Origin of the sequence: Paenibacillus sp. FSL W8-0426 (genome assembly GCF_037969725.1) — a bacterium.
Classification (GTDB): Bacteria; Bacillota; Bacilli; order Paenibacillales; family Paenibacillaceae; genus Paenibacillus; species Paenibacillus hubeiensis.
Genome location: NZ_CP150203.1, coordinates 1 through 23,348, shown reverse-complemented (window position 1 = coordinate 23,348; position 23,348 = coordinate 1). Strand labels below are relative to the sequence as shown.

Genomic DNA, 23,348 nt, shown 5'->3' with positions numbered 1-23,348 from the left:
GTTTCCTCCTCAGAAGCTTAAATTAATAAGCATTCCCCGAATTTCCCCAACCTGCTGTAATAGCGTAATCTTGCCTTCTTCCGTTTCCAACAGCTCATCCGCCATGGCGAGTAACGCAGAATCGACCTCATCAATCAGTTTATACCGCTTGCCTCTTCCCCGGCGATCCCATCCACGCGTTTCCTTCATCGATACGCCGCGGCGAACCGTCTCCTCCAGGAATCGCTTAACCATAGTTTTATACGCCTTCAGTTCACGGATGGTCATAGAGCGGGCAAGCCTCTCACCCTGCATCTGAATCTCGCTTAACCTGCGATTCAATTCGGCCTGAGAAGCACGCTCGCCCTGATGCTGCATCATATCGGAAAAGCTTTTAGACTGAATCGGCTTGGATCCGGTATCGGCCGAACTGATCCCGCTCTGCATCGGCCTGAAGCCAGGATTGATTTTCATAAAACGCCCGCCTTCTGTTATAGTAGGTGATCGACCATCAGCACAGTACGCGCTGCGCCTGTGCATGGAAGAAAACCCTTTTTCGATTTCTGACGTTCAATACACTATATATAATGGTAGAAAAGAGTTCGTCGTACAACATCGAGCCGTCATCGTTCTCCAGCCAAAAGATACCCGCTGAACACTGGCCGATCAGGTTTGTTCATTTTGGACGGAGAACGAAGTCACGTAAGGTGCTAACGGCACTAGACACATTTATATTTCATGGCCTATATCCATCATAACACAAACGTATGTCTAAATTTACTCTCAGGGAAGCCAGACCGCGCGTAGCAGAAGGTTTAAATGCCATATCGGGTACTGTTCCGCCGAGGTATATATGTTCTGATCCGATTAAAAGTGTTCGAAGCGGTCTACCGGGAGAACAAATACAGTGGCCCCTCCCACTTGCACTTCCACAGGCAGCGGCAGGTACGAATCGGTTGTACCGCTCATTGGAGTGACCGGAGTCACGAGCTGTTCACGAACCTTACAGCTGCTGCGAATGACGTTCATTACATTCTCAACCTGACCGTCGTCAACACCGATCATAAACGTGGTGTTTCCGGCCTTCAGAAATCCACCGGTACTGGCCAGTTTGGTTGCCCGAAAGTTTGCTTTTACCAATGCACTGGACAATCGGTTGCTGTCTTTATCCTGTATAATCGCAACAATCAGTTTCATCCTGCATTACCTCCTTCAGAATTGGCATTTCGGAAATGCCTTGCCTAATATATTTGACAATTACTCGCCAAACTCCTTCAATATCCCTCGTCCAGCGACAAAATCATCGCCTTTGCGACCTCATCAGGTGTGCCCGATGCGTCAATAATGCGAATGCGTTCCGGAAATTGTTTTTTCAAGAGCAGGTACCCTTCCCGCACTTTGTGATGAAATTCAAGACTCTCCAGATCGAGGCGATTGACTTCGCGTCCCTGATGGGCATTAATTCGCCCCAGACCGACTTCTGGCTCGATATCCAAATAAAACGTAATGTCAGGCATCAGATCGCCGATGGCAAATCGATTGATGGTCCATACGTTATCCATGCCCAATCCGCGGGCGTAGCCTTGATAAACCAGGCTGCTATCGACAAAACGGTCACACACCACCGTCTTTCCTGCAGCAAGCGCAGGCTCCACCTTTTCAGCGAGATGTTGGCTTCTTGCGGCTGCATACAGCAGCGCTTCTGTTCGCGCATCCATTGCCGTATGAAGAGGATTAAGGATGATTTCTCTAATCTTTTCCGCGATTTCGATTCCTCCCGGTTCCCGTGTCACTATATACGGAGTACCCTTTTCACGAAAATAAGAATCCAAGCTGGCGATCATCGTCGTTTTCCCGGAGCCCTCTCCTCCTTCCAACGTAATGAATTGACCTCTGCCCTGCATATACTTCCCTGCTTTCTATATCGTTGATTGCGTCGGTTCTTGGTTGATTCGGCGACTGTTCATTGGCATGGGATGCGGTCTCTTGCTCCACATTATGAATCCATGCGCCCAGAGGTGTATGATCAGGCCCACTCATTGTTTCATGGGCATGTACAAATCATTGTTTCTCACATAATACTATACATGATCAAGCTCATGTGGTCAGCTATATGCAGATTTTTCATTCGATGGACCAAGCGTCCCATGCTCAGTGAACCCCGTCTTTTTTGATTTTCAAAGTTTGCAATCGGGGATCGTAAACACCGTGGAATTTAGCCCCTTCCTGGCTCAGAAGCTTTAAGCGCGCCGCCATGGCAGAAGTGATCCGTTCGCCAGGATAAACTAAAGGAATTCCGGGTGGATAAGGAGTAATCATCTCTGAAGATATGTGCCCAACGCTTTCCTCAATCGATACAGAAGACATGTCCCCTTCAAGAACAGGTTGCAGCGAAAAAGGAACCGGATCCGAAAAAGGCTTGGCATTTTCTAAATTGTTCCACGTGGAAATATAAGTCATCCCTACCCCTGAATCAGGCTGCGGCAATAATTCTTGCCCCGGGCGGTTGGCCTGATCGATTTCATCCAAAGCCCGAAGCAGGTGCTCCGCATCCTGCATCGTCGATCCAAGGCTGAAAAGCAAGACGACGTATCGCTCGTCGCTCATCTCAGGCACGCAGCCGCGGGCTTCCAGCTGCTGCTGCAGCCTGTAGCCGCTCAGCACCCCTGCGCCGTCATGAATGACGGCCTTGAACGGGTCCTGAGCGGTATATCCTGCAGCGCACGGCTGTGCCGGCTGCAGGAGCCGGAAGCGCGGCAGCTCCGCAAGGCCGCGCCTGAAGGCTTCCACGGCGGCAAGTCCCGCCGTGAAGGCTTCTGCGCCGTGCACATGCAGGTGCCGGCGCGCCAGATCGAGCGAAGCCATCAACGGGTAGGATGGGCTTGAGCTCTGCACCATGGCCAGGCGCTGCCGCAGCAGGGACCGGTTGATGCGCGGTCCCCGGACATGCAGCATGGCCCCCATGGTGAAGGCCGACAGCATCTTATGCGTCGACTGAACCACCCCGTCTGCTCCGCAGGACAGGGCGGACTTCGGCAGCTGCGGATGCTGGCCGTAATGGGCGCCATGCGCCTCATCCACCAGCAGCGGCATGCCTGCTGCATGGCAAACCTCGGCAAGGGGCGTCAGATCGCTGCCCATGCCGTAATAATTCGGCGACGTAACAAGTACCCCCTTTGCCTCGGGATACGCTTGGACAGCAGCCTGGACCGTCTCTACCGACGGTAGGACCGCAAGTCCACTTGCAGCATCGACCCATGGCTCAAGAAATACCGCTTTCGCCCCCGCCAGCATCAAACCGTGAATCACGGACTTGTGCACGTTCCGCTGCACCAAAACGACACTCCCCGGTTCATTGCAAATCGTCAGCAGCAGCGACAGATTGCCAACCGTACTGCCGCCTACAAGAAAGAAGCTCTCCTCCGCCCCATAACAGTCTGCCGCGAGCTGCTGCGCCTCCAAAATGACACCCTCCGGTTGGTGGAGGTCGTCTGTGCCGGTGATTTCTGTTACGTCCATACGCATCATATCCATAAACGCCGTATCAGGCGTACCGGATGATCGGAGAGAGCGGTGATCCATTTCACCTTTAACCGTCTTCCGCCCCACGAATTCGGAGGAGACCGCCGCGCCAGATGGAATGGCATCCTCTACTCTTACACCTTCTCCCTCCGTTTTCGTTGGCATTCTACGATATGCTTGTCCATTTTTATGACCCGGGACATGGTAGGAACGGTTGCCTGATTCCCGGTAAGCCAGCAATGCCTCATATAGTGGTGCATGATGCGATCTATCGTTCATAAGTTACCCTTCCTGAACATTTAGAAATGAAATATCTAAATCAATATTATTATATCAGCTTATCTCCGATACCAAGCATTTGCGGACTCCCATTTCGGATTTCAACAGAAAAAGGCCTCACAGGGCCTTCCGTCTATGTTTGTCTCACATATATACGGCGATCATATTATGCGTTCTTTTGTACCCAAATCTGCTTCATCTGATGGATAAAGAAAGGATACTTGGCATCTTGTGCATCGGTATGAACCATTTCAGACTCGCAAGCGTCGCATATGAATTCGGATACGATAAATATGCCTTCTCTTTTTTTCTCTTCACAAATAATGCAGACGTGTTCGGCGCGTTCTTCCATCAACCATCCCACCTTATTTACGTTTACTATCAGTATGGCACACTTTCTATTATTTTAAACCTTTTCATAGTGCTTTCTTGATTCAAAATATATATATTCGCCCATTTGCCGTCGGGTGTCTGTACCGAAAAAAACAACCGAGCCTTATCGAAAACTAATCTTCGTTAACCTTAAAAAATCACCGAATCGCCGCCGATATATATATTACATCGCAAATTCTTCAGACCTGACAGCGAAAGTAACTCGGGATATGCTGCTTATGCCTCTCCTTCAATTTGACCAAAACCTGTCGCAGTCAGGATTGCCATGCTGCATTATTACATAACCACTCACGGATCACCATCATGTACGACTCACACTTTTTAATCAAACGTATTCACAAGGAGGATTTGAACACGTATGTTTCCCGAACCGGAGAATAAAGCAACATTCTACCAATACCGGCTTCTGAAAAAAAAGAATATCCCCCGCAGCGTCGTTAACAGCTATTTATGTTTGCCTGTCGTCATGCTTCTGTTTAACTTGCTTGCCTTCCCTTGGACATCACTTTTCTTTTTTGTCCTGGCTGGCCCCCTAACGGTTTGGATCCACTATGTTATCGCCAGAACTATACTTCTCAGCGTGGGTTCATCGTATGTAAAACGCTGGCAGTGGAGTTTCCAGATGCCCTGGTTTGGCTATATTCCCAGCCAGCATTTTAGTTACCGCATGTTTGCCAGAGTCCACCTCAATCTGAGTTGGATTGGTCTCTGTATCATCACCATTTGTTTAATCTGGTCACCATTGTCCTTTACGATCTCGTTAATCTTTTGGCATCTATGGTTGTTAGTACCGCGCCTTTACGTCTTGGCCGCACTCTCCCGCCAGCGAAAAGACGGGCTCATCAAGTTGAACCCGCAGGATGTATCTTATTATCTGCAATGAAATGGTTATTCATTTCGCTTCGACCCTCGCAGTTCAAAGTTGATGCTGTACCAAAGAGGTTATCCACAGTGGATAACCTCTTTGTCTTTTCTCCTTTTCTTTTATCCACAAAGAACGTAAGCATATTAATACCAAACTTATCCCCAGAGTGCAGCACCGACTCCTCCTCGCAGTTCGAACATGCATTGATGAGATAGGCGATCCACTTCGACTGACCAGCATACATGCATGCTTGCTTGCGATGATACAGCATCCCTGTTTCTGCACCACACCCTATCATATACATGTCGCTGGTTGGATGCCTTCGCTTCAGCTGTTCACGCATATAGTGGTTGGTAGATAACGTTCTCTTTCCCACGACGAAAAAGCCCTGATTCATTGATCAGGGCCTCTTATCTCATATACAATCACCGATACCTACTTAACCTTCTCTGGCTAAGCAATCCTCGTACACGGTCAGTCTTCGTCATCATCCATGGACTTTACCTTGGCTGCGGTTGCATCCGTTCTAGGCACCATTAGCGTAAAGAATCCATCATGCACGGCTAAATGAACAAGATGTCCATCCTTGGCAAACACACGGGTTGAACTTGAGTTCTCACTTGTATTGCTGGAGGCTTCTTCCGTCCATCCCCAACTTTTGATTTCATCCAAATAAACCTCTGGCAAGCTGGTCTTTTCGCTGATTCCGGAAATCGTATATCGAACATAATCCATGTCGGAACGGTTTTCGAATTGCTCGCTTTTATTGGCCACTTTCGGAACCGGGAAGCTCTTTTCGTTCACCGCACCCTCATAGGAGTTCCAAGCGACAGAATCTTCACCGCAGCCAGCTAGCACAATCACCAAGCTTAATAAACAAGAATACAGCACTAGTCTGCGCCAACTAAACATGCACACCCTCCTTTTCACAGCTGCACATTCCAGCTCTCGGGTCAGGTACTTTTAGCATAATAAACATAGTCCTATTATACTGGTTTTGTCTGCGCTTTCCGTAACAAAACTGTTACCTTCCTTTTGTAAATCCATTTCAAAAAGGAAACAGATTTCAATAGTATAAATACAAAATAAAAACCACCGCCGATTACATCGGCAGTGGTTCTTCGCTTGGCGGCTTCCTACTCTCCCAGGACCCTGCGGTCCAAGTACCATCGGCGCTAGAGGGCTTAACGGTCGTGTTCGGGATGGGAACGTGTGGAACCCCTCCGCCATCGCCACCAAACGATTTTGCTTTGGATTGAAAAACGATCCGCACATCAAGTGATGTACCCGTTTTTCACTCAGAGATTGCTCTCTGAAAACTGGATTCGAAACGAAACTTGCGATCTTAGAACCTGCATTTCTTGGATAAGCCCTCGACCGATTAGTACTGGTCAGCTCCATGCATTGCTGCACTTCCACCCCCAGCCTATCTACCTCGTCGTCTTCAAGGGGTCTTACTAATTGGGAAATCTCATCTTGAGGGGGGCTTCACGCTTAGATGCTTTCAGCGCTTATCCCGTCCGTACATAGCTACCCAGCGGTGCTCCTGGCGGAACAACTGGTACACCAGCGGTACGTCCATCCCGGTCCTCTCGTACTAAGGACAGCTCCTCTCAAATTTCCTACGCCCACGACAGATAGGGACCGAACTGTCTCACGACGTTCTGAACCCAGCTCGCGTACCGCTTTAATGGGCGAACAGCCCAACCCTTGGGACCTACTTCAGCCCCAGGATGCGATGAGCCGACATCGAGGTGCCAAACCTCCCCGTCGATGTGGACTCTTGGGGGAGATAAGCCTGTTATCCCCAGGGTAGCTTTTATCCGTTGAGCGATGGCCCTTCCATGCGGTACCACCGGATCACTAAGCCCGACTTTCGTCCCTGCTCGACTTGTAGGTCTCGCAGTCAAGCTCCCTTATGCCTTTGCACTCTTCGAATGATTTCCAACCATTCTGAGGGAACCTTTGGGCGCCTCCGTTACTCTTTAGGAGGCGACCGCCCCAGTCAAACTGCCCACCTGACACTGTCCCCGTACCCGATCAGGGCACCAGGTTAGAACCTAGATACGATCAGGGTGGTATCCCAACGGTGCCTCCACACAAGCTGGCGCTCATGCTTCTCAGGCTCCCACCTATCCTGTACAGATCGTACCCAAATTCAATATCAAGCTGCAGTAAAGCTCCATGGGGTCTTTCCGTCTTGTCGCGGGTAACCTGCATCTTCACAGGTATTAAAATTTCACCGGATCTCTCGTTGAGACAGCGCCCAAGTCGTTACGCCATTCGTGCGGGTCAGAATTTACCTGACAAGGAATTTCGCTACCTTAGGACCGTTATAGTTACGGCCGCCGTTTACTGGGGCTTCGGTTCACAGCTTCGGGATTGCTCCCTAACCGCTCCCCTTAACCTTCCAGCACCGGGCAGGCGTCAGCCCGTATACTTCGCCTTACGGCTTCGCACAGACCTGTGTTTTTGCTAAACAGTCGCTTGGGCCTTTTCACTGCGGCCCCCTCGTGCTATTCACACTACCGGGGCACCCCTTCTCCCGAAGTTACGGGGTCATTTTGCCGAGTTCCTTAACGAGAGTTCTTCCGCGCGCCTTAGAATTCTCTTCTCGCCTACCTGTGTCGGTTTGCGGTACGGGCACCTTCATCTGGCTAGAGGCTTTTCTTGGCAGTGTGAGATCATGACCTTCGCTACTGTAATTTTCACTCCCCATCACAGCTCAGCCTTACGGTTAGCGGATTTGCCTACTAACCAGCCTCACTGCTTGGACAGGCATCCATCAGCCTGCGTCACTACCCTACTGCGTCCCCCCATCGCTCGTAACGATTTACGGTGGTACAGGAATTTCGACCTGTTGTCCTTCGACTACGCCTTTCGGCCTCGCCTTAGGTCCCGACTTACCCTGAGCGGACGAGCCTTCCTCAGGAACCCTTAGGCTTTCGGCGGATCAGATTCTCACTGATCTTTTCGTTACTCATACCGGCATTCTCACTTGTATAATGTCCAGCGCTCCTTACGGTACACCTTCAACCCTTATACAACGCTCCCCTACCCCTGATCATAAGATCAAGCCATAGCTTCGGTGGTGTGTTTAGCCCCGTTACATTTTCGGCGCAGAGTCACTCGACCAGTGAGCTATTACGCACTCTTTCAATGGTGGCTGCTTCTAAGCCAACATCCTGGTTGTCTGTGCAACTCCACATCCTTTCCCACTTAACACACACTTGGGGACCTTAGCTGATGGTCTGGGCTGTTTCCCTTTTGACAATGGATCTTAGCACTCACTGTCTGACTCCCGGAAGTAAGTCTATGGCATTCGGAGTTTGACTGAGCTTGGTAACCCTTGCGGGCCCCGCACCCAATCAGTGCTCTACCTCCACGACTCTGTTTTCCGAGGCTAGCCCTAAAGCTATTTCGGGGAGAACCAGCTATCTCCGAGTTCGATTGGAATTTCTCCGCTACCCCCACCTCATCCCCGCACTTTTCAACGTGCGTGGGTTCGGGCCTCCAGTGCGTGTTACCGCACCTTCACCCTGGACAGGGGTAGATCACCCGGTTTCGGGTCTACGTCCACGTACTATGTCGCCCTATTCAGACTCGCTTTCGCTGCGGCTCCGGCTTCTCACCTTAACCTTGCACGGGAACGTAACTCGCCGGTTCATTCTACAAAAGGCACGCCATCACCCATAGATCGGGCTCTGACTTCTTGTAAGCACACGGTTTCAGGTTCTATTTCACTCCCCTTCCGGGGTGCTTTTCACCTTTCCCTCACGGTACTGCTTCACTATCGGTCGCTAGGAAGTATTTAGCCTTGGCAGATGGTCCTGCCGGATTCATACGGGGTTTCACGTGCCCCGCACTACTCGGGATCCGTCTCGGAGGGAGCAGACTTTCAATTACAGGGCTTTTACCTTCTATGGCGGGCCTTTCCAGACCTCTTCGTTTAACCGGCTCCTTTGTAACTCCATGTGAGACGTCCCACAACCCCAGAGAGCAAGCTCCCTGGTTTGGGCTGTTCCGCGTTCGCTCGCCGCTACTGACGGAATCACTATTGTTTTCTCTTCCTCAGGGTACTTAGATGTTTCAGTTCCCCTGGTATGCCTCTCCTGCCCTATGTATTCAGACAAGAGTAACTGGGTATTACGCCAGCTGGGTTTCCCCATTCGGACATCCCCGGATCAAAGCTTGCTTACAGCTCCCCGAGGCAGTATCGTTGTTCGCCACGTCCTTCATCGGCTCCTAGCGCCTAGGCATCCTCCGTGTGCTCTTAGTAGCTTAACCATGTTACTCGTAAAGAGTAAGATGCAATCTACCGTTTTATTGAAACTTGTTTTGACACAAGTTCAGCTAAAAGGAATATTCTAATTCGCATTTTTCGTTTCGATATCCAGTTTTCAAGGAACAATCATGAGAGTTTGAACTCTCAAAACTGAGCAACGAGTGAGTCACTAGCCGACCTGGCTAGATTTTAAATTTGAATGTCTTCATCGCAGAAGACGATTCTCCATAGAAAGGAGGTGATCCAGCCGCACCTTCCGATACGGCTACCTTGTTACGACTTCACCCCAATCATCTACCCCACCTTCGGCGGCTGGCTCCTTGCGGTTACCCCACCGACTTCGGGTGTTGTAAACTCTCGTGGTGTGACGGGCGGTGTGTACAAGACCCGGGAACGTATTCACCGCGGCATGCTGATCCGCGATTACTAGCAATTCCGACTTCATGCAGGCGAGTTGCAGCCTGCAATCCGAACTGAGACCGGCTTTTTAGGATTAGCTCCACCTCGCGGCTTCGCAGCCCGTTGTACCGGCCATTGTAGTACGTGTGTAGCCCAGGTCATAAGGGGCATGATGATTTGACGTCATCCCCACCTTCCTCCGGTTTGTCACCGGCAGTCACCTTAGAGTGCCCACCCGAAGTGCTGGCAACTAAGATCAAGGGTTGCGCTCGTTGCGGGACTTAACCCAACATCTCACGACACGAGCTGACGACAACCATGCACCACCTGTCTCCTCTGTCCCGAAGGAAAGGTACATCTCTGTACCGGTCAGAGGGATGTCAAGACCTGGTAAGGTTCTTCGCGTTGCTTCGAATTAAACCACATACTCCACTGCTTGTGCGGGTCCCCGTCAATTCCTTTGAGTTTCAGTCTTGCGACCGTACTCCCCAGGCGGAATGCTTAATGTGTTAACTTCGGCACCAAGGGTATCGAAACCCCTAACACCTAGCATTCATCGTTTACGGCGTGGACTACCAGGGTATCTAATCCTGTTTGCTCCCCACGCTTTCGCGCCTCAGCGTCAGTTACAGCCCAGAGAGTCGCCTTCGCCACTGGTGTTCCTCCACATCTCTACGCATTTCACCGCTACACGTGGAATTCCACTCTCCTCTTCTGCACTCAAGTCATCCAGTTTCCAGTGCGATCCGGGGTTGAGCCCCGGGATTAAACACCAGACTTAAATGACCGCCTGCGCGCGCTTTACGCCCAATAATTCCGGACAACGCTTGCCCCCTACGTATTACCGCGGCTGCTGGCACGTAGTTAGCCGGGGCTTTCTTCTCAGGTACCGTCACCTTGAGAGCAGTTACTCTCCCAAGCGTTCTTCCCTGGCAACAGAGCTTTACGATCCGAAAACCTTCATCACTCACGCGGCATTGCTCCGTCAGGCTTTCGCCCATTGCGGAAGATTCCCTACTGCTGCCTCCCGTAGGAGTCTGGGCCGTGTCTCAGTCCCAGTGTGGCCGATCACCCTCTCAGGTCGGCTACGCATCGTCGCCTTGGTGAGCCGTTACCTCACCAACTAGCTAATGCGCCGCAGGCCCATCCTCAAGTGACAGATTGCTCCGTCTTTCCAGTTCTCTTCAGGCGAAGAAAACAAGTATTCGGTATTAGCTACCGTTTCCGGTAGTTGTCCCAAGCTTGAGGGCAGGTTGCCTACGTGTTACTCACCCGTCCGCCGCTAAGCATCAAGGAAGCAAGCTTCCTATCAACTCCGCTCGACTTGCATGTATTAGGCATGCCGCCAGCGTTCGTCCTGAGCCAGGATCAAACTCTCCAATAAAGATGAATTTCGGTCACGAGGTTAATCGTGATGAAAATCATCTGAGGTATTGAAAAGAGCGATTAGCTCATTTGAATCTGACGAGATAAAATATCTCAATGTCGCTCCGGTTTTTATACAGTCATACGACATGTACCAAAAACCTTCGCATTACTCACTCGTTGTTCAGTTTTCAAAGATCAAACTTCGTTTTCGTTACTAAGTTGTTGTCCTTAGCAACTCTTATATCTTATCACATCCGAACCAACTTTGCAAGCATTTTTTTTGAGTTTCTTTTTTCGAAGCTTATTTGCTTTGCTTGCCGCACCATGTTTCTCGGTGTTTTCTTGGCCGGAATTAGAATATACCATGTACATAAATATTATGCAAGTGTTTTTTAATAATATTTCGAATAAAATTTATGGTGGCAGCAGAAGATACATAACTTAAGCACGATAAAGAAACACACTTTATAACCTGACTAGTTTCTTCATCGTGCTTTGTCCAGGATTCAGTTCAACCAATAACCTCCTGAATATGTAGCTGCCGCTGTTGCATCAAATTAATGATGTTGCCCTCCACAGAAACCATTGGGCGCGTGGGATGATCCCGATCCGAAAATACAATTTCACCAATCTGATGGTTGCTCAGCTTTACCCTTACTCCATTATGAATTTGCGTTGAACGTTGAACCAGAACATTTACAATCGCCGGATCCAACTTTCCGAACGCTTCGCTTTGGAGCTGCTCAAGCACCAAATAAGGAGACTGGGCTTTGCGGTAAACCTTCTCCAGTGTCATCGCATGGAAAATGTCCGCTATGGCAACAATCTTCGCATATACATGGATCTGGCTGCCACTCAGCTGTAGCGGATAACCCGATCCGTCCACTTTTTCATGGTGCTGGAGAGCGGCAAGCCTGACCCCTTCATTAATCGCTTTTGCCTGCTTCAGCAACTGATACCCATATTTCGTATGCTGTCGGATTTCCTCCTGTTCCGAGCTTGTCAATGTCGTTGGTTTATGCAAAATTTGAGGATCGACCTTGCTGTTTCCTATATCATGGAATAACCCTGCAAAAGCTACTTGCATCCAGTCTTTGGACGGAAGATCCATCCATTGAGCCAATTGATAGGAGGTCATTGCACTTAACACCGCTTGGTGATATACATAATCGTGATCCATCATATTTCTCGGACTGAAGGTTAGCGGATTGTACTGCTTAATATATCCTAGTAAGGATTCCAACTGCGTACGAAGCTCATATATTGGCAATTCGGCAGCAATAGAGGCCAAAAAAGCACTTTTAGTCAAATTCACCATCTTCTCATACTCATCCTGTAAAGAAGACTGCACAGTTGAAGCTGCTCCTCCATCCGAAACTGGCCGCTCAGCATTCTTTCCGTTCAAGATTGGATCTTCTGTTTCGTTCGGGATGAAGGTCGGAGCATTTGCACCTGTTTTCGCATGTTCGATCTCGACCTTATGTATCATGAAAGCTTTTAGCACTTCAATATCCTTTGGTAAGATGACCTTGCCTTTCGGCAACAACACGTTTCCGCGCGTAGTAAGCACGTCACTTCCCAGTTTAAAGCCTGGTTTGGCCTCAGACACGGTAATTAGTCCCATATTTATCCCCTCGTTGTTTATCTATGAATTTTGTATGACCATAGTCCCGGATCGCATGATATTCCCCATTATATTACTGAGCAAACGGGCTTGTACATCCCAGATTCTAAGGATTTTCTCCGCACAGCTATGCTGCTGTACATTATCTGCCTAGATCAGAGCATAAAAGAAAAGAGCCCTTATGCAGGGCTCTTCATCCATGTTTATTCCGTTTTATGCTTCTGTATCGGAAGGATCGTTTTCCGTGTCAGCATTTGAATCTTCCATCGGGGCAGTTGCCTCGCTATCGGCATCCGTGCCCTCCAATCCTTCGAGTTCTTGCTCGTCCGGTTCTTCTTCATTTTTGTCGATTCGGCTGACGGTAGCCACCGCATCGTCTTCTTCACGAATATTGATCAGCTTCACGCCCTGGGTGTAACGCCCCATCGTGGAGATGCCATCCATGCTTGTACGAATAAGCGTGCCGCTGGATGTGATAATCATCAAGTCTTCGTCATCCTTAACCATTTTCAGGCTGACTACTTCGCCATTTTTATCGGTAACATTAATCGTCTTGATCCCTTTACCGCCCCGGGTCTGAATACGATAATCCGCAACCGGAGTCCGTTTGCCGTAACCTTTGGCAGTCACGATGAGTACGTCCAGATCATGATCGACAACGTCCATGCCGATGACGGCATCATCGCCTTCAAGCGTGATCCCTTTGACACCGGTAGCACTGCGACCCATTGAACGAACATTCTCTTCGGAGAAGCGAATCGACATTCCGTGGGCTGTCCCCATAATGATCTCCTGCTGCCCATCGGTCAGCTTCACTTCGATCAAGGCATCGTCCTCGCGCAGGGAAATACCGATCAGACCGCCTTTGCGGATATTGGTATAGTCCTCAAGCGGCGTCTTTTTCACAACCCCTTGGCGCGTGGCAAAGAACAAATATTTGTCACTTTCGAATTCCTGCACCGGAATTACCGCGTTGACTGATTCTCCCTGCTCGATCTGGATCAGGTTGATGATCGGTGTTCCACGTGCCGTACGGCCAAGTTCAGGAATTTCATAAGCTTTAAGACGGTATACTTTACCCTTATCGGTAAAGAACATCAAATAGTTATGCGAGTTGGTCACGAAAAGATGCTCCACGAAATCCGTATCCTTTGTGCCCATGCCAACCACGCCGCGTCCGCCGCGCTTCTGGCTGCGATATGTCGACGCAGGAAGGCGTTTCACATAGCCCGTGTGGGTGATCGTAATGATGACTTCTTCGCGAGGAATGAGATCCTCATCCAAAATGCTTTCCTCGCCAATCGTAATCTCGGTACGGCGATCATCGGAAAAGCGCTCGCGAATCTCTTCCAGCTCTGTGCTGATGATGTCGAGAACGAGATGCTCATTCGCCAAAATTTCGCGATACTCGGCAATCTTGGCCATCAGTTCTTGGTATTCGTTCTCAATGCGTTCCCGCTCCAAACCTGTCAGACGCTGCAAACGCATGTCAAGAATCGCCTGCGCCTGGTCATGGCTGAGTCCGAAGCGTTCGATCAAACCTTCTCTTGCCGCATCGGCCGTCGCCGAAGATCGGATCAGCGCAATGATCTCATCGATATGATCAAGAGCAATGCGTAATCCTTCGAGAATGTGTGCACGGGCTTCAGCCTTCCGAAGCTCAAACTGGGTCCGTCTACGGATAACCTCAATCTGATGTTGCAGATAGTGATAGAGCACTTCGCGCAAATTCAGAATTTTCGGCTCTTTATTCACGATGGCCAGCATATTGATCCCGAAAGTCGACTGCATCGCTGTATGCTTGTACAGATTGTTAAGCACAACGTTTGGATTCACGTCGCGGCGTAGCTCGATGACGATACGCATCCCGTTACGATCCGACTCGTCCCGAAGATCGGTAATGCCGTCGATTTTTTTGTCACGCACCAGCTCGGCAATTTTCTCAACAAGTCTTGCCTTGTTGACCTGATACGGAATTTCCGTAACGACAATGCGGGCCTTGTTGTTATGTTCCTCAATGTTGGTTCTCGCCCTCATGGTCACTGATCCGCGGCCCGTTTGATAAGCCTGGCGAATACCGGAACGCCCCATGATATAACCAGCCGTCGGGAAATCCGGCCCTTGAATATAGTCCATCAATTCCATCGAAGTAATATCCGGGTTTTTGATCATCGCTTGTACGCCGTCAATAACCTCACCCAGATTGTGCGGAGGAATGTTGGTCGCCATACCTACGGCGATCCCCCCTACACCATTGACAAGCAAGTTTGGAAAACGGGCAGGCAGAACAACCGGCTCGTTTTCTTCGCCGTCATAGTTTGGTTGGAAGTCGATCGTATCTTTATTGATATCCTTCAGCATCTCCATCGCAATCTTGGACAGGCGTGCCTCGGTATAACGCATGGCAGCCGCCATATCGCCATCTACCGAACCAAAGTTGCCGTGACCATCGACATGCATGTAGCGAAGAGAGAAATCCTGAGCCATCCGTACCATCGTTTCGTATACAGCCGAGTCTCCGTGCGGATGGTACTTACCAATGACCTCTCCGACGATTCTGGCCGACTTTTTATGCGGTTTATCGGGTGTCATGCCTAGCTCTGACATTGCGTACAAAATCCGCCGGTGCACCGGCTTCAATCCGTCACGCACATCAGGAAGCGCGCGGCTGACGATGATGCTCATCGCGTAGTCCATAAACGATTCACGCATCTCGACGCCAATATCCCGATCCTTTATCTGCGAGTTCATTTCTTCCGCCATGCTGGACCTCCTTCTTGACCTTCAACAAACGTTCCAAATCCATTCAATCACTATATGTGAAAAGCATAACAAGGCTAAAACCGCACAAAAACGCTACTCTTTATTATATTACTTTCACAAAAGTTACACAATTAAACGTCCGCTGGGTTTTAGCCTTTTTCCGGGAACTTGGGGTAGTTTGGGGGTTAGCCCTTACTTCCTCGGCATTTGTACATACAATGCTAGAAAAAGCGGCAGTTATACTGCTTCCATCAGGCATTCGCCATTCCCATTCACAAGACTAAACTGCAAATTGTGCAGCAAACCGCACAAAACGCCATATTTCTCTATTATACCATTGAAATCCTCAATTGTCCTTTGATTTCTCTGCAATTCTGCCTGCACGCGATTCTGATTACAACAGAAAGGAACGATGCCCTCTGAGTATCCAGCGCGTCTCCAGCAAATGGGCCAAGACAGCAGTTTTACGGCGTAACCATGGTATAGCCCCATATATTCCAGTCACCCGCCAATATAGTCGCCAGACCCTGGAACAAATGTTAAATTTATTTGAATCGAACTATATCAAACCCGATCGTGGCACCTATGGGAATGGAGTTATGCGAGTCAAAGCGCTTCGTACCTACCAAGTTCCTCAGGATTTCCGACATGATGCTGCTGGAGATGAAGCCGTCGGACAGTCCGAATTGTCCACAATCGAGGGAAATTCTGAAATCCTCCAAGCCCAAATCTCCGCACTCCCAACCTTTGCTTACGAGCTGCAACATGGTACGGAACAGTTTTCATATCACAGTCTGGACGATTTGGATTCGGCACTGCAAAAACGGATCAAAAACCATGATTACATCATCCAGCAAGGCATCCCCCTGCTCAAACATGAGGATTTGCCCTTCGACCTCCGGGTGCTGACGCAAAAAAACTTGAAAGGAAACTGGGAAACGACCGGTATCTTAGGCAGGGTCGCCGCCCCCGGCAAAATCATAACCAACATTCACGGCGGCGGACGCCTCGCAACCTTCGCGGAACTCGTACAACCTCACTTCACACCAAAGCGCTATCAGCAGCTTCGCAACGAACTGAATATCTTAGGGGTCCTGATTGCACGGCAACTGAGGAAGTACTACCCCGGAATCAAAGAAATCGGCGTTGATATTGCGCTGGACCCAGCGGGTCAACCCTGGATTCTGGAAGTCAACACACTTCCCGGCATTTATGCATTCGGCCTTTTGCCCGACAAAGAAACCTACCGTAAGATTAAGCGTTATGCCATCGCATATGGCAGACTGCCTTCCAAAAAATCAAAGCCAGCCCGCCAAATACGCCAGCTAAAAACGAGTGCCGCTAAGTCCAAAAAACAGTGACTGTCTGCTCTATTGCACGCCACCACCGGATTATATGACCACAAAGTGAAAGGGGCGCCATCAGGCGCCCCATATCCTTGTCATTAAGCCGTTCGCAATCAACGAAATTAAATGTCCAAGTTTTTAACGTATTTTGCATTTTCCTGAATGAAATCGCGTCGTGGTTCGACATTATCGCCCATCAGCGTATCGAACATGGCGTCAGCAAGCATCGCATCATTGATGGATACTTGAAGCATCGTCCGGCTCTCAGGGTCCATCGTCGTTTCCCACAGCTGCTCTGCGTTCATTTCGCCCAAACCTTTATAACGCTGGACGTTGACTTTCACGTTCTCGCCGAAGCTTGCAATGATCTCATCACGTTCCTTCTCGGAACCTGCGTAGCGAATGACCTTGTTACGTTCGATTTTGAACAAAGGCGGTTGGGCAATGTATACATAGCCCGCTTCGATAATCTTGCGCATATAGCGGTACAGGAATGTCAACAATAGTGTCCGGATATGCGCACCGTCGACATCGGCATCGGTCATCAGAATGATTTTGTGATAACGTGCTTTGGAAATATCGAAATCGTCGCCGATTCCTGTCCCCATTGCCGTTATGATGGCCCGAATCTCTGCATTGCCCAAAATCCGGTCAAGGCGCGCCTTTTCGACGTTCAGGATCTTACCGCGCAATGGCAGGATGGCCTGAAAATGACGATCCCGGCCTTGTTTGGCCGATCCGCCCGCCGAATCCCCTTCGACGATGTACAGTTCGCTGATGGAAGCATCCTTGGAGGAGCAATCCGCCAGCTTCCCTGGCAAGGAGCTTACCTCAAGCGCTCCCTTGCGTCGGGTCAGCTCACGCGCTTTGCGCGCAGCTTCTCGAGCGCGTGCAGCCTGCAGACCTTTTTCCAGGATTCTGCGGGATACAGAAGGGTTTTCTTCCAGGAACTCCTGCAGCTTCTCCGAGAAGAGGGATTCAACGACACCGCGCACTTCGCTATTGCCCAATTTGGTTTTCGTTTGTCCCTCAAATTGCGGTTCAGGGATTTTGACCGAAATGATGGCAGTCAGGCCCTCACGTACGTCATCTCCCGACAGGTTGCTCGCGCTGTCCTTGATAACGCCTGTTTTGCGTGCATAGTCATTAATGATCCGGGTAAGGGCGCTCTTGAATCCGGATTCGTGTGTTCCACCTTCATGAGTGTTGATGTTGTTGGCAAAAGAATAAATGTTCTCGGTATAGTTGTCGTTGTATTGCAACGCCACTTCTACCTGGATATTATCGCGTGAGCCTTCAACGTAAATCGGATTCTCGTGAAGCACTTCCCGCTTCTGGTTGAGGAAAGATACGTACTCGATAATTCCGCCCTCATACAGGAATGAGTTGGTTGCCCCCGTGCGCTCATCGGTGAGCGTAAGACCGATTCCCTTGTTCAAGAAAGCAAGCTCCCGAATACGGGTCAGCAGCGTTTCATAGTCGTATACGGTCGTTTCCGTAAAAATTTCCGGGTCTGGATGGAACGTAACCGTCGTTCCCGTCTCATCCGTCGTGCCGATGACTTTCAGATCATACTGCGGCGCACCGCGGCGATATTCCTGCTGGTGGATATGACCGTCACGCTTAACGGTAACGACCACTTTCTCGGACAGGGCATTAACGACCGATACCCCTACACCGTGCAGACCGCCCGATACCTTATAACCGCCGCCGCCGAATTTACCGCCAGCGTGAAGTACGGTCATGACGACTTCAAGCGCAGGGCGTTTCATTTTGGCATGCTCACCGACCGGAATTCCGCGCCCGTTATCCACGACGGTAACGCTGTTATCTTCATGAATCGTCACTTCGATATGGTCACAGTATCCTGCAAGTGCTTCGTCAATACTATTGTCCACTACTTCCCACACCAAATGATGCAGACCTTTGGCGCTGGTAGAACCGATGTACATCCCCGGACGCTTCCGTACGGCTTCCAGTCCCTCAAGGACCTGAATTTCATTCGCATCATATGACGGTTGATTCATAGACATGCCTTTCACCTACTTCTATAGATTCAATATCCTAAATATGCGTTAAACATAATAAAACCAAGGAACGGGAGGCAACGCTCGTGTTGCTTGCACATGTCATAGGTCCGGAAAGATGTGCGCCCGCTTCTTGAGCGTAGCAGATGAAATCGGCGAGTAGTACACAATGTTTTTGGTTACCACGATGGACTTGGCTTCCTCTTCGCCGATGTGTTCCACCGTTTTTTCCTGCTCTGCATGCGTAACATATTGCTTGGAAATCTTTGAGGATTTTTCAATCGATATATCAAAAATAGCAACCAGTTCGGAAGAACGGATAATTTTCTCGCCGCCCAGATGAATGTACATGGCACCCTCACTCCCTAGCGTTCAACCTGTCCGGCATGAACGTGATAAATACTGGCATCCTTGAGCTTGTCAACGTTCAGGCTCTCGACTCCAGTAGCCGTAATAAAGGTCTGCACCTTGCTCTGGAACGTCTCGATCAACTGCGTCTGGCGAAAAGGATCCAGTTCGGACAGCACGTCGTCCAACAGCAGGACGGGGTACTCTCCGATTTCTTCATGGATCAGTTCGATTTCTGCAAGTTTAAGGGACAATGCGGTTGTGCGCTGTTGTCCCTGCGAACCATATGTTTGCACTTCCCGATCGTTAATGAAAAAGGACAGGTCATCCCGATGCGGGCCACTCAGCGTAGTCCCCCGGCGAATCTCCTGCTCTTTCATTTGTGATAATTTTATCATAAATTGGTCCATTAAAACAGCTTCATCTTCCTCGGCGGCTTCGCCGAATGATGGCACATATGCCAGTTTTAACACTTCTCCGCCGCCGGTGATGCCCTGATGAATCGTTTCGGCCCACTTTTGCAGTTTCTTTATGAATTGTTTCCTTTTTTTGACGATTTTAACACCGTGCTCGGCCAACTGCTCGTTCCAGATGTCCAGCATCGTCTGGGCGGAAGCGCCTTGGCCCCACAGCTGTTTAAGCAGATTGTTCCGCTGCACGAGCACCTTCTGGTACTGCTGCAGATGATAGAGGTAACCCGGCGCCACTTGTCCGATCTCCATGTCAAGAAACCGGCGGCGAACCCCCGGTGTTCCTTTGACGATCTCCAGATCCTCGGGAGCAAACATCACCACATTGAGCGCCCCGATAAAATCGCTAAGCTTGCGCTGCTCCAGGCCGTTGATCTTCGCCTTCTTGCCTTGTTGGGACAGCGACAGTTCCAGTTGGACCGCGCCATACTTTTTGTCAACCTCAGCAAACAAGCGAGCACGTTCTTCACCGAAACGGATCAGCTCCTTATCTCGGGACGTGCGATGGCTTTTGGTAAGGGCCAAGACAAATATAGCCTCGGCCATATTCGTCTTGCCTTGGGCATTTTGCCCGATCAGCAGGTTCACCGGACCGAACGAATCCAGTCTCAGATGCTCGTAATTGCGGAACTGCTGCAGATCTATGCTTTTGACAAACACGCGTTACCCTCCCTTGTGATTCCGTTCATCAGGAGGCATCAGGAGCACATCGTTTTATTCCGCGGCAACCTCGAAAGTGCCTTCTCCGTCCACCTCAACGATATCCCCAGGGTATAATTTCCGTCCCCGGCGCTCCTCCGGCTCATTGTTCACACGCACAAGCCCTTCCTGAAGCAACGCTTTGGCCATACCTCCGGTCGGGACGCAGTCAGCGAGTTTCAGAAACTGGTCAAGCTTGATATATTCCGTACGGTCTGTACGAATGGTCACTCGTTTCAAAGGAATCTTCCTTTCGTTAGTTCGTCGTACGGTAAGGCAGAATGACATACAAGCTATGGCTGTCATCCATCGGTTTGAGGATAATCGGGCTCATGACGCCGGTAAAAGCTATCATCAGCTGCTCGCTTTCCACAACCTTCAGTACGTCGAGCATATATTTGGAGTTGAACGAAATTTTGAGCGGATCGCCGGTGAATTCGGCTGGCTCGATCTCTTCCCTTACTTTCCCCAGCTCGGAAGAACTGGAAGAAATCTCGATCGATCCGTTCTCCATCGTCTGCATGCGCACAATATTCGTTTTCTCCTCGCGGGACAGCAAATATGCGCGGTCGATCGACTCGCTCAATTTTTTTGTATCGAGAACAAGTTCTGTTTTGTACGAAGTCGGAATAATTCTAGAAGTATCGGGATATGTTCCGTCCAGAATGCGGGAATAGAACAACACCCGGTCGATTTTGAACAGGACCTGGTTATCAGCGACAACGATATCCACAAGCGTGTTTTGGTCCGGCACGATTTTGCTCAGCTCGTTCAGCGTTTTTCCCGAAATAACGACATTGCTGAAACGAACGCCTTCTGCATTATCCAACATTGCCGATCTGGTGGCAAGACGGTGGCGGTCGGTTGCCACAAATTTCAACTCGTTATCCGCCAGGCTCCAAAGCACCCCTGTAAGAATAGGCGTGGTTTCATGAGTGGAAATGGAGAATACCGTTTGCTTGATCATGTTTTTCAACAAATCGCCGGGAATCGATACGGTTTGATTCTCCTCGATGCTTGGCAATACAGGGAATTCTTCCGGATCAAGACCGACCAGTTGGATTTCGGTAGCTCCGGCTGAAATAAACGTATTGAAGTTTTCCTTGACCTCCATGTGAACTTCCTGCGAAGGCAGCTTTTTGATGATCTCGACAAAAAACTTGGCAGGCAGCACGACGCTTCCTTGCTGCTCGACTTGAACTACGCTGCGATCTCCATCCTCAAGAGGGATGAAGGATTGGATCGAAATATCAGTGTCGCTTGCCGTCAACGTGACGCCTTGATGATTTACGTCGAATTTGATCCCGCTCAGGATCGGAATCGTTGTACGGCTGGAGATCGCTTTGGATACATGCTGTATGGACTCGTTCAAATAGCTTTTCATTATGCTGATTTTCATGGTTTCACTCCTGACGGATTTTTTGGGTGTGTGCATTAGGTGGTCAAGTGATGGGCTACGGTTATTCAAAAGGCCGATAGGCCTGTTTCGACTTGTCTGTTTAGGAGAAGATATATTTTAAATCTTTTTAGTATTAATAGTAATAGGGGCACTGAATATGTGGATAAGTGTGTTAAAACCCATAAAATTAAGCCTATCCACATGTGTACACGTTGTGCATAGGCTTTGGACTTGTTCAGGTTGGGTTCTTAATTTTTTCGGTTAAGTTGTTGATAACTTTATAGAGCTCCTGATCGCTTTTAATGGATTGGGAGATTTTCTCGTGCGCATGAATGACAGTGGTATGGTCCCTTCCTCCAAAAGCCTCGCCAATTTTCGGCAGCGAAAAATCGGTCAATTCGCGGGAGAGATACATGGCGATTTGTCTCGGAAAGGCAACGGCCTTGGTTCGCTTCCGCGCTTTAAAATCTTCGAGCTTCAGGTTGTAGTATTCCCCGACCTTTTGTTGGATGTCTTGAATAGTGATCATTTTAGGACGGCTGGATGGAATAATGTCTTTCAAGGCTTCGGCAGCAAGATGGGACGTGACATCCTGGTTTGTCAGCGATGAGTAGGCTACGACCCGGATCAAAGCCCCTTCCAACTCGCGGATGTTCGTGTCAATTTGGTTGGCGATGTACATCATCGCTTCATTCGGGATATCCAGGTTTTCCGCGCGGGCCTTCTTGCGCAGGATAGCGATCCGCGTTTCCAGATCCGGAGGCTGGATGTCCGTAATCAGACCCCATTCAAATCGGGAGCGAAGGCGCTCCTCCAATGTCGGAATTTCCTTTGGCGGTCTGTCGCTGGAGATGATAATCTGTTTCCGCTCCTCATGCAGCGCGTTGAACGTATGGAAAAATTCCTCTTGAGTCGATTCTTTTCCCGCCAAAAATTGAATATCGTCTATAAGCAGGATGTCCACGTTACGATATTTGTTGCGGAAGCTTTCCCCGCGATTGTCGCGGATGGAATTGATAAATTCGTTGGTGAATTTCTCGGATGACAAATAAACCACTTTGCTGCTTGGGTCATGTTCTAGAACATAGTGTCCGATCGCATGCATCAAGTGCGTTTTGCCCAATCCAACGCCTCCATAAAGGAAGAGGGGATTATAGGCCTTGGCGGGCGCTTCAGCGACCGCCAGCGATGCGGCATGGGCAAACCGGTTGCCTGGTCCGATGACAAAAGTGTCGAATGTATATTTGGGGTTAAGCATGCTAAGCACAGCTTCCTCTTGTACAACGGTAGGTGTTGGTGCAGGAAGCTGCGGATCCGGTTCAGCCGGCTTGTTCTCTTCGATGACAAATTTCACGTCGACTTGTTTGCCGAGCAATTCGTATACTGTCGAGCCGACCAATTTGGTGTAACGACTCTCCAGCCATTCGACGGCAAACGTTGTTGGCGCGGAAATGACGATGGTCTGGTCCGTCAGCTTGGTTGCTTTGGTGGCCTTGAACCAGGTATCGAAGCTTGGTTTGCTGAGCTTGCTTTGTATGATTGATAAGATTTGCTGCCATAAGTCGGAAGTATGGCTGTCCAC

Annotated in this window: 17 protein-coding genes and 3 rRNA genes; 2 read left to right on the top strand and 18 right to left on the bottom strand. The window is 49.6% G+C overall.

Annotation, left to right across the window (positions count from 1 at the left end):
* Positions 1–9: 9 nt before the first annotated feature.
* The 5 genes from MKY59_RS00100 to MKY59_RS00080 form a co-directional block, all read right to left on the bottom strand.
* The gene (locus MKY59_RS00100; protein ID WP_339275460.1) at positions 10–453 is read right to left on the bottom strand and encodes a YaaR family protein; all 444 of its coding nucleotides are present in this window, start codon (positions 451–453) and stop codon (positions 10–12) included.
* A gap of 393 nt (positions 454–846) precedes the next feature.
* Positions 847–1,176: a cyclic-di-AMP receptor gene (locus tag MKY59_RS00095; RefSeq protein ID WP_236421356.1), complete on the bottom strand. Its 330-nt coding sequence runs from the start codon at positions 1,174–1,176 to the stop codon at positions 847–849.
* 77 nt (positions 1,177–1,253) lie between these two features.
* On the bottom strand, positions 1,254–1,883 hold the full coding sequence (tmk, locus tag MKY59_RS00090; RefSeq protein ID WP_236421357.1) for a dTMP kinase: 630 nt from the start codon (positions 1,881–1,883) through the stop codon (positions 1,254–1,256).
* Between the two features lie 247 nt (positions 1,884–2,130).
* A complete protein-coding gene (locus MKY59_RS00085) occupies positions 2,131–3,780 on the bottom strand; it encodes an aminotransferase class I/II-fold pyridoxal phosphate-dependent enzyme (RefSeq protein ID WP_339275459.1) in 1,650 nt (549 codons plus the stop codon).
* Between the two features lie 166 nt (positions 3,781–3,946).
* Positions 3,947–4,132, bottom strand: a complete 186-nt coding sequence (locus MKY59_RS00080; protein WP_236421359.1) for a sigma factor G inhibitor Gin — start codon at positions 4,130–4,132, stop codon at positions 3,947–3,949.
* 399 nt (positions 4,133–4,531) lie between these two features.
* Between MKY59_RS00080 and MKY59_RS00075 the strand changes: the two genes are divergently transcribed.
* Positions 4,532–5,056 carry a hypothetical protein gene (locus MKY59_RS00075; protein WP_339275458.1) on the top strand — a complete coding sequence of 175 codons (525 nt, stop codon included), beginning with the start codon at positions 4,532–4,534 and terminating at the stop codon, positions 5,054–5,056.
* On the opposite strand, the gene MKY59_RS00070 is transcribed toward MKY59_RS00075, so the two are convergent.
* The 7 genes from MKY59_RS00070 to gyrA all read right to left on the bottom strand — a co-directional run bounded on the left by MKY59_RS00070 (position 5,016) and on the right by gyrA (position 15,477).
* Positions 5,016–5,435: a hypothetical protein gene (locus MKY59_RS00070; protein WP_339275456.1), complete on the bottom strand. Its 420-nt coding sequence runs from the start codon at positions 5,433–5,435 to the stop codon at positions 5,016–5,018. The genes MKY59_RS00075 and MKY59_RS00070 overlap by 41 nt on opposite strands.
* Before the next feature lie 77 nt (positions 5,436–5,512).
* Positions 5,513–5,950 (bottom strand): hypothetical protein, encoded by a 438-nt coding sequence (locus MKY59_RS00065; protein WP_236421362.1) that lies wholly within the window; start codon positions 5,948–5,950, stop codon positions 5,513–5,515.
* Between the two features lie 211 nt (positions 5,951–6,161).
* Positions 6,162–6,278, bottom strand: a 5S ribosomal RNA gene (rrf, locus tag MKY59_RS00060).
* A 121-nt stretch (positions 6,279–6,399) separates the two neighbouring features.
* A 23S ribosomal RNA gene (locus MKY59_RS00055) occupies positions 6,400–9,325 on the bottom strand.
* A 229-nt stretch (positions 9,326–9,554) separates the two neighbouring features.
* A 16S ribosomal RNA gene (locus MKY59_RS00050) occupies positions 9,555–11,106 on the bottom strand.
* Together the 16S, 23S and 5S rRNA genes form the textbook arrangement of a ribosomal RNA operon.
* Positions 11,107–11,601: 495 nt before the next feature.
* Positions 11,602–12,714, bottom strand: a complete 1,113-nt coding sequence (locus tag MKY59_RS00045; protein ID WP_339275454.1) for an HD-GYP domain-containing protein — start codon at positions 12,712–12,714, stop codon at positions 11,602–11,604.
* A 213-nt stretch (positions 12,715–12,927) separates the two neighbouring features.
* Complete coding sequence (gene gyrA, locus MKY59_RS00040) at positions 12,928–15,477, bottom strand: DNA gyrase subunit A (protein WP_339275452.1); 2,550 nt, start codon at positions 15,475–15,477, stop codon at positions 12,928–12,930.
* A gap of 371 nt (positions 15,478–15,848) precedes the next feature.
* Here gyrA and MKY59_RS00035 point away from each other — a divergent pair, with 371 nt between their 5' ends.
* A complete protein-coding gene (locus MKY59_RS00035) occupies positions 15,849–16,838 on the top strand; it encodes a YheC/YheD family protein (protein WP_339278507.1) in 990 nt (329 codons plus the stop codon).
* 107 nt (positions 16,839–16,945) lie between these two features.
* Here the strand turns inward: MKY59_RS00035 and gyrB are convergent, their stop codons facing one another.
* The 6 genes from gyrB to dnaA form a co-directional block, all read right to left on the bottom strand.
* Positions 16,946–18,856: a DNA topoisomerase (ATP-hydrolyzing) subunit B gene (gene gyrB / locus MKY59_RS00030; RefSeq protein WP_236413696.1), complete on the bottom strand. Its 1,911-nt coding sequence runs from the start codon at positions 18,854–18,856 to the stop codon at positions 16,946–16,948.
* 96 nt (positions 18,857–18,952) lie between these two features.
* A complete protein-coding gene (locus MKY59_RS00025; RefSeq protein ID WP_017691405.1) occupies positions 18,953–19,201 on the bottom strand; it encodes an extracellular matrix/biofilm biosynthesis regulator RemA family protein in 249 nt (82 codons plus the stop codon).
* A gap of 14 nt (positions 19,202–19,215) precedes the next feature.
* Positions 19,216–20,328 (bottom strand): DNA replication/repair protein RecF, encoded by a 1,113-nt coding sequence (recF, locus tag MKY59_RS00020; RefSeq protein ID WP_339275450.1) that lies wholly within the window; start codon positions 20,326–20,328, stop codon positions 19,216–19,218.
* Between the two features lie 54 nt (positions 20,329–20,382).
* Positions 20,383–20,607, bottom strand: a complete 225-nt coding sequence (gene yaaA, locus MKY59_RS00015) for a S4 domain-containing protein YaaA (protein WP_236413692.1) — start codon at positions 20,605–20,607, stop codon at positions 20,383–20,385.
* A gap of 16 nt (positions 20,608–20,623) precedes the next feature.
* Positions 20,624–21,766 carry a DNA polymerase III subunit beta gene (gene dnaN, locus MKY59_RS00010; protein ID WP_236413690.1) on the bottom strand — a complete coding sequence of 381 codons (1,143 nt, stop codon included), beginning with the start codon at positions 21,764–21,766 and terminating at the stop codon, positions 20,624–20,626.
* A gap of 235 nt (positions 21,767–22,001) precedes the next feature.
* The gene (dnaA, locus tag MKY59_RS00005; protein ID WP_236413689.1) at positions 22,002–23,348 is read right to left on the bottom strand and encodes a chromosomal replication initiator protein DnaA; all 1,347 of its coding nucleotides are present in this window, start codon (positions 23,346–23,348) and stop codon (positions 22,002–22,004) included.